Source organism: Clostridium thailandense, from assembly GCF_019207025.1.
GTDB classification, from domain to species: Bacteria; Bacillota; Clostridia; order Clostridiales; family Clostridiaceae; genus Clostridium_AM; species Clostridium_AM thailandense.
The window spans coordinates 1-8,527 of record NZ_JAEEGC010000229.1 but is presented as its reverse complement, the minus strand read 5'-3'; the positions used below and the strand labels follow the sequence as shown (position 1 = coordinate 8,527).

Genomic DNA, 8,527 nt, shown 5'->3' with positions numbered 1-8,527 from the left:
AGAAGCTTTTATATGTTTGAGATACGAGTTTATAAAAGTTTCTTAGATTTTCAAAATACTGAGCTTTAGAATGATTAAAAGTTTTTATTGTGCCGAAGCTTGGAAACATCTACCGGAGCATAAGTTTACTTTCGGCCGCGGGTATCTATAGGAGGGTGTGATAAAGTCCATTTTATATATCAAAAGATGGAAAATAAAAATGTCCAATGCATTGATATTTAAGGATTTACCTAATGTTAAATTTTGTTTAATCACACCCTCCTATAGTGCGACAGTCTCTTTTAAATATTGTATTCCTTTATAGACCTCAATTAGCATTAAATTTTATTGTAAGGTTATATTTTTACCTGGTGGCGTGATTGCACTCTCAATATTTTTCACTAAAAAATCAGTTATAGCTTTAATCGCATTGCCTTGTTTAAACACAACTATAATTGGACTCTCATCTTTACCAATACCATATTCCTCTGGTATCTCTTGTCCAGTAATATCCATTGTTCCGCAAGCTACATTAGCATGTGTTTCTGAAAATTCTCCTATTACTCCTACCATCTTTTCTTCATTTTCAACGGAAGGATAATAAAAACCTACAGCTGAATAAAAACTTTCTCCTATAAAGCCCTCAAAATTTTTGTCATCTAACTTTTTTAACATTACCAACTACCTCCCTATTTATATAATATTTTTTGTAACTACAAAACATTCTCTAAACCTAGTAATACAGCACCTTTCAGAGTATTGCAATAGTATTTGGTATACCAAATACTATTGCAATACTCTGAATATTATGATATACTACAAGGGGCAGGGGAGATATTCAGCAAAATATATCCCCTGTAAAATAACATTTGGTAACTTTAGAACACACACTTAAAAGTTCACCAAATGTTATTCAGATCTAGTAACATTACTTACCAAAGTCTGTTTCCTTACAGGCTTTGGTAACTTAGGTAAAATTACTGACATTACACATGCGTATAATGAAAATAATGCTGCAACTGTAAATACAACCCCCCAACTATAGTGAGCAGCAAGTGCAGCTCCTAAACCACCACCTAAAATAGAAGCAAATCCTTTACCACTGTATATAAAACCATAGTTAGTCGCCGCATAAGTGGAACCAAATATATCAGCATTTAGAGATGGGAATAAGCTGAAAAGTTGACCCCATGTAAACATAACACACATCAATAAAACCACATAGGCCACACCACTGCTGCCGCCAAACACGGGCAATAAGAATAAGAATATTGCATTCAACCCAAAGGACAAGCACATTGTTTTTGTACGACCTAATCTATCTGAAACTGATCCCCAAAAAACTCTTCCTACACCATTTGCGAGGCTGTTTAACATAACTGCTGCTACAATAAATGAGGAAGCTATTCCTAATTTTGTACCAAAGGGTTTTGTATTAGCTGTAACTACAAGTCCACCAATGCTTATTGATAAGAACATTGTCCATATAATCCAGAAATGAGGAGTTTTTAACACTTCACTAGGACTAAATCCAATCTTTGACGGATCCACTTTAGCAGCTTTTTCTTTTTGACTAGACATTTTGGTATCAATAGGATAATGTAGGATAAATGCAATGATCACAACTATAACACCTTGAAATACACCTGTACTCATAAATGCTTGTGCAGGCCCACTGGTATTTAATATTTTTTGAATTATAGGAACGAACGGCATCGACCCTATTCCAAAGGCTCCTGCTATTAAGCCTGATGCTAAACCACGCTTATCTGGAAACCAACGAACTGCAACACTAACAGATCCACCATAAATGATTGCAGCTCCAACTCCTGCTGCAGCATAAAAGAAATACAACATAGGAACAGAGCTTGCCTGACCAAGCATTGCCCATCCTCCACCAATCAATATACCTGCAAGAGCAAACATTAGTTTTGTTCCAAACTTATCAAGTAATAATCCACCTACTGGCTGAACAAAAGTTTCAAACATTATAAACAAAGTAAACGCATATTGAACAGCAACTAGAGACGAGTGTAGTGACTTAACTAATGGAGTAGTAAACAGAGTCCATGCATATTGAAGGTTAGCAATCATTATCATAGCTAAACAAGCAGAAATCAACTGAACCCAACGATTACCTAGAAATGAACCATAAGCATTGAGATTTTTGATTTTCATGTCATCAATATCAGACATTCAGTTTTCCTCCCTTAAACTATATTAAATTGTAAATTTATTAGATATTTAATGTAAAAAACAAATTTTTAACATTAAATATTTAAACTTGATTATAACCCCGGAGCAACTAAAAATTGGTCCGGGGTTACACAACAAATTAATTCTGTCGAAGACCTTATGAAATTGTATTATAGTAAACCCTTAATTTGAAATTCTTTACTCTGTTATTGGAGGTATAGTATTCTCTACTCCAACTTCTTTTAAACGTTGATTTGCGAACTGTTGAAGCTTCTCAATGTGCTCTGGTTGTAGATGACTAAATCTACCTTGATATTTAATGTATTCACTAACTGGTTTATACTTTTTAGGTACAATAGTAAGTTTATATTCACCATTAACAAGTTCATATAATTGTACCATACCTGTATCAACTGCCAATTTTGCAACTTCAACTGTTTTTTCTGCTGGGAAACTCCAACCTTTTGGACAAGGAGCATGAATGTAAAGGAAAGCAGGTCCTTCAGCATTACAAGCCTTACGTACTTTATTCATTAAGTCTAATGGATATCCAAGTGATGCAGTAGCTAAGTATTTTAATTCAGGATGTCCGTGAGCCATTATCTTTGTTATATCCTTAGGCATAAGCTTCTTCCCTTCTGGAACTACAGGTCCAGCAGGTGTAAACGTAGTCCATGCACCATAAGGAGTAGTTGGAGAAGCTTGAACTCCTGTATTTGCATAAGATTCATTATCATAACAAATAAATACTATATTATGACCCCTATAGAAAGCAGCAGATAGCGCTTGAATTCCTATATCAGCTGTACCACCGTCACCAGCCATAACTATTATGTTTGGATATTCCGCATCAGTTTTACCTTTACGTATCATAGCTTTGTAAGCTGCTGCTATGCCAGAAGCAACTCCACCACCATTAGTTATTTGTGCATGTATCCACGGAACTGCCCAAGGACCACATCCGTAACTTGTATTTGCAACATACATACAACCAGTAGGGCCTAAGAAAATTGTATTTTTTCCGGCTGCTTTAGCAACTAATCTATATTGCAAAGCAGGACCACACCCTGCACATGTACGATGACCAGGAACATAACATTCCTCTACTGGTGCTTGTTTTATTGATTTAATTTCTTCTAACACTTGACTTCCTCCCCTCATACTTAAACTTCAAATGGTGACCAATAACTTTGTTTTTCAACTTTACCTGTTTTATTAACTTCTTTTAATATATTGAAGAACTTGTAGAATTCATCATGAGTAATCATTTCTCCACCTAAACCAGCAACAAATCCAATTGTGTTAACTTTTGAATCACAATTATATAGAGCTGCTCTAGCTTCAGTCAGAAGAACACCTGCACCGCATGAAATACCAAAGTTAACAGAGTTGTCAACTACGCCTACAGACTTGAATCTGCTTAAGCATTCTCTTACCTGTTTAGTTGGGAATGGACGGAATGTACGTAATCTAACTACGCCAACTTTTTCTCCAAGGTTACGTAAATGCTTAACAACAATTTTAGCTGTTTCAGCGTGTCCACCTTGTATAAATATAACTGATTCAGCATCATCAGTCATGTATTCTTCTAACCATGGATCATACTTACGTCCAAATACATTAGCAAATTCTGCATGAACCTCTTCAATTACCTTATAAGTACCTTCTACAGCTAAATGACGCTGATATTGAGTTCCAGGACCCATTTCAGGTTCCATCTGAGCACCCATAATCATAGGATTTCTTGGGTCTAAAACATGATGATTCTTATATGGTGGTAAGAATGCGTTAACCTGTTCCTGTGATGGTATGTCAACTTCACCAAGTATGTGAGATACAAAGTATCCATCCTGACAAGCATATTGAGGCAAAAGAACACGCGGATCTTCACCTATGCGATAGTATAAAAGAGTTAAATCTAAAGCTTCTTGAGGAGTTGATGCCCAGCCTTGTATCCAACCTTGATCACGGCAGCACAAAGCATCTGTTTGCTCTGAACCAAAATCTCCTGGTGGGTCTAATGTACGGTCAGCAATTGCCATCTGAAGTGGTAATCTTTCACCTGATATTGGTGAATAAACTTCCATTGCATAAGCTACCCCTACACCTGAACTACCTGTAAAAGCACGAGCTCCTGCAGCTGCGGCTCCATAAACCACACTTAATTGTCCATGTTCACCTTCACCAAGAACAAATTCAGCATCCAATTCTCCATCTGCAACCATTCTTGATAGTTCTGACATTATTCCAGTATACGGACGTATTGGATATGAGCAAATAACATCAACATTAGCTAATTTGACTGCATTAGCTGTTGCAACACAACCAGATATTCTTTTTATATTCTTTTTCATTATTACAATTCACCTCCTATTAATATTAGACTAATCTTCAAAATCTAACTCAGGAACTAAACTTATTGCTCCAACTGGACATTCTTCGGCACAGATACCACAACCCTTACAATATTTTAGGTTGAAACTAATAGGATTGTCTTTAGTCATAAGATTTACACATGAATCTGGACAGAATATCCAACAAGTTTGACATTCTACACACTTATCAGCATCTAATATTGGTCTCCTAGTGCGCCAGTTGCCAGTAATCATTCCTTCATTTTCTTTTTGTGGTGAAGCCACTGTTCCTGCAAAAGGAATCTTTTCATATGATACAGCCATTTAACGACACCTCCTTAATATTTTAAGCAGAAGCTTTAGGTAAACTGCTTGCATCTACAACAACAGCTTGATCAAAAGCTTTCTTTGCAGCACTCTTATTAACCACCATTTCCAACAAATTTTCAAATTTTACAATTCCTGTACCTTTAACAACAGCAGCAGCTAATGCAGCACCCATACCTTTACCTATACCGGATGCATCAGTAGCACCTTCTGCTCCTGAAAGAGTAATTATTGATTTTGACAATTTATTAGCATCTATTGTTACAATCTTAGAAAGATTTTCAGTGTTCTTTTTAATAAACTTAAATAAGTACTCAGGTGCTCTCTTAGTGTTAACAATCAAAACTGCTCCTGGCCTGATTCCTTTTAAGATATCTACACCTTTAACAAGAGTCTCCTCTGTAAGCACTACTATATCAGGTGTTTCATTTTCATAGACATACTTAGATTCAATTTCATTAGGACTAATTTTACCATACGCTCTTACTGGAACATATATACGGTCTGGAAGATCAACATAATTCTCCCATGCTTGAACAAACTTACCTTCTAAAGCAGCAGCCTCTGTCAATGAAACAACTACGTCACGAGCCTCTTTGTTTTCATATACTCCTCTTCCCCAAACTGTAATTTGAGTTAAATTTGGTTCAGCAAACAAATTATTAGTACTCAATTTGCTACACCCCTTCCTTTCTTTTTGATTGAAATTTTAATTTGATTACAAACTTAATAATTTTTTCCTTCCATCACCTCCTTTAATTTCTTCTCAGAATTTACTTCAGCGATAGCTTGGTTAAAAATATCTTGATTTATTTTAACTTTTAACCCTGTCTTTATCGCCTTTGTAATTGCTATAAATGAAGATTTGTGGCATAAATTAGCCAGTTCCGCTCCTGTCATTCTTTCTGTACTTTCAGCTAATTGCCTAAAATCGACACTATCCATTAAAGGTAAATTTTTAGAATGAATTTTTAAGATAGATTCTCTCTCATCAATGTCTGGAAGAGGAAGTACTAGCACATGCTCAAAACGTCCCTCTCGCAGCAGAACTGAATCAATTAAATCTATTCTATTTGTAGCTGCTAATACAGTTATCCCACTAGTATTTCCAAGGTTGTCAAATTCCTGTATTAGTTGACTTATAAGCCTGTCTGTTAAGTTATTTGCTCCATTAGATCTAGAACGAGCTATGGCATCGATTTCATCAAAGAATAAAATACATGGAGCACTTTGTTTTGCCTTAACAAATATGTCATGTAAAACTTTTTCAGATTCACCCATCCATCGAGATACTAAAGTAAGACCACTTATAGTAATAAAATTTCCTTTTGTAGAATTACCAATAGCTTTTGCTAATAAAGTCTTACCACTACCGGATGGACCAATTAGTAGAATCCCCTTAGGAGAACTAAAGTTATATTCTCTGCATAACTTAGAATCAATTAGAGGAAGCTCGAGCAAAATTTTTATATTATCCTTAACCTCATCTAATCCTCCAACTTCTTCCCATTTTACATCAGGGTTTTCCGTAGTATACTCACGGGTACCTGATGGTTGAATTTCTCTCAAAGCTTCAATGAAGTTGTCCATAGTAACTTTGAATGGTGGTACTTTTCCACCTGCTTCAATTTTAGGCAAAACGTTACGTAAGGCTACCATACCAGCTTCTTTACACAAGGCTGAGAGATCTGATCCCACAAAACCGTAAGTAATCTTAGCTAAATCCTCTAAATTTACTTCCTCATGAAGAGGCATACCACTTGTATGGATTTGTAATATGTTGAATCTTCCTTCTTTATTGGGAGGTACTATTGCAATTTCTTTGTCAAATCTGCCCGAACGCCTTAATGCTGGATCTAATGAATCTGGTATATTAGTGGCACCAATTACAATAACTTGCCCTCGACTTTCTAGTCCGTCCATAAGTGCAAGGAATTGTGCAACTACTCTCTTCTCTACTTCGCCATGCACAAATTCTCGCTTTGGAGCAATAGAGTCAAGTTCGTCCAGAAAAATTATGCTTGGAGCTCTACTTTTAGCTTCCTTAAAAATTTCCCGAATTTTAGCTTCGCTTTCTCCATAAAATTTGTTCATTATTTCTGGACCATTTACATGGATAAAGTGAGCTTCTGTTTCGGATGCTATTGCTCTAGCAATCAGAGTCTTACCTGTTCCTGGCGGACCATAAAGTAAAATACCTTTTGGAGGCTCAAATCCCAATTTTCTAAATGCATCTGGGTATTTCAATGGCAACTCGACAATTTCTCTTATTTTTTTAATTTCTTGATTTAATCCACCTATATCTTCATAAGTAACTCTTGTTTTTGAGCTTGAGTATTCACCTTCCATAAAAACAATGTCTGTTTCTTCCGTTATTACAACTGAACCTGATGGTGCAGTTCCACTCACATGGAATATGACTTCATTATGTCCGAAAATCATTAACGACACTTCATCATCACTGATTATCGGAATTCCTTTAATTAAATTCTTTATCTCCTTTTCGTCATCTTCTGTACATTTAAAAAAGATATTTGTTGTAGAAAGAGCTACCCTTCTTGCTGACTTTATTTCAGTTCTAATAACTGTTACTGCTTCATTTAATCCTGAACCACTATTCCTTCGGATTGTCCCATCCATTTGGATAAATGGCATGCCATAAATATCATTAAAGGATGGATAAACTTTAGCTACAGTGTCTCTTTTGCCTTTAATTTTAACGGAATCTCCTGTGTCTATTCCTAATTGTTCCATATCTTCTCGATTCATTCGAACTATACCTTTGCGAGAATCTTCTACTAAACCTTCTTTAACTTTTAGTTTAATAGAATTAAATCCACCCATTGTATACACCTCATTTTTATTCTTAGTAATATTATGCTAAAGAAAGCCTAATTGCAGTATTTGCCATTTATAATATGGTATACGGGATACCATATTGGCAATAAAAATACATTTATTTTTAACAGATATATGCGTAAAACAGCTTAATTACAACGTTTTATTGCTCTAAAATGGTATACTGGATACCATTTTAACAATAAAAAACTTTTATTAGGAATTGTATTTTATAAAGAATCTAATCAAAAGTTTCCTTATTTCAATAGATGAAATTTTTATTTTTAGAAATACACATTTAAATTTCTTTTTTCTCTTGATTTTTTGGGTTAATTTGGTTATAATCAAGTTGGTTTTGAGTTTTTTACTTTACCAGAGTAGATATTTGAGATTTCATTAGTAAAATCTTCGGCTAAAAGTTTTACTAATTGCTCAATATCTACTTTTTTAACTTCAGTCAATTATGTGACCTTTTTAGTATTATTTTCTAGATCATGGACAACTTCACAGTTAAAAATTTCATCAAGTAGCAGTAGAATCAGCTATTTTTATTTTGTAAAAATAGCCTGCACAAATTCTATCTATTTGAATTTAAATTTTTATTTAAGCTTTCAATTTATAGTATAAGCTTTAATAACATTTAAAATTTTCTGAAAAGTTATCATCTATTTATAGTATAGCACTTTTTTACTTAATTTCAATACTTTTCCAAAATATATGATATTTTTATTTCTTGTCCTTCTTTAATATTAATATAATTAATATTAACTATACATATTTGATAAAGTGCAGAGTTTATAATCTTAAAAATATTTATTTATTAAAATGGTATA

General features: G+C 34.4%; 7 protein-coding genes. All 7 read right to left on the bottom strand.

The annotated features are described in order from the left end of the window. Positions 1-324 precede the first annotated feature (324 nt). Positions 325-654, bottom strand: coding sequence for a hypothetical protein (locus tag I6U48_RS29005; protein WP_218323994.1), 330 nt, complete (start codon positions 652-654; stop codon positions 325-327). Positions 655-888: 234 nt separating this feature from the next. Then, positions 889-2,175, bottom strand: coding sequence for an oxalate/formate MFS antiporter (gene oxlT, locus I6U48_RS29000; protein ID WP_218323993.1), 1,287 nt, complete (start codon positions 2,173-2,175; stop codon positions 889-891). A 198-nt stretch (positions 2,176-2,373) separates the two neighbouring features. Then, complete coding sequence (locus tag I6U48_RS28995) at positions 2,374-3,318, bottom strand: oxalate oxidoreductase subunit beta (RefSeq protein ID WP_218323992.1); 945 nt, start codon at positions 3,316-3,318, stop codon at positions 2,374-2,376. A gap of 20 nt (positions 3,319-3,338) precedes the next feature. After that, complete coding sequence (locus I6U48_RS28990) at positions 3,339-4,529, bottom strand: oxalate oxidoreductase subunit alpha (RefSeq protein WP_218323991.1); 1,191 nt, start codon at positions 4,527-4,529, stop codon at positions 3,339-3,341. Between the two features lie 30 nt (positions 4,530-4,559). Then, positions 4,560-4,853, bottom strand: a complete 294-nt coding sequence (locus I6U48_RS28985) for a 4Fe-4S binding protein (protein WP_218323990.1) — start codon at positions 4,851-4,853, stop codon at positions 4,560-4,562. 22 nt (positions 4,854-4,875) lie between these two features. Further along, entirely contained in the window at positions 4,876-5,529 is a 654-nt protein-coding gene (locus I6U48_RS28980; protein ID WP_218323989.1) for an oxalate oxidoreductase subunit delta, read from the bottom strand. A 53-nt stretch (positions 5,530-5,582) separates the two neighbouring features. Continuing rightward, entirely contained in the window at positions 5,583-7,700 is a 2,118-nt protein-coding gene (locus tag I6U48_RS28975; RefSeq protein WP_218323988.1) for an AAA family ATPase, read from the bottom strand. Positions 7,701-8,527 lie beyond the last annotated feature (827 nt).

Coding starts and splice junctions, on each gene's coding strand:
- I6U48_RS29005 (WP_218323994.1), bottom strand. CDS start 654: ATGTTAAAAAAGTTAGATGACAAAAATTTTGAGGGCTTTATAGGAGAA.
- oxlT (WP_218323993.1), bottom strand. CDS start 2,175: ATGTCTGATATTGATGACATGAAAATCAAAAATCTCAATGCTTATGGT.
- I6U48_RS28990 (WP_218323991.1), bottom strand. CDS start 4,529: ATGAAAAAGAATATAAAAAGAATATCTGGTTGTGTTGCAACAGCTAAT.
- I6U48_RS28985 (WP_218323990.1), bottom strand. CDS start 4,853: ATGGCTGTATCATATGAAAAGATTCCTTTTGCAGGAACAGTGGCTTCA.
- I6U48_RS28975 (WP_218323988.1), bottom strand. CDS start 7,700: ATGGGTGGATTTAATTCTATTAAACTAAAAGTTAAAGAAGGTTTAGTA.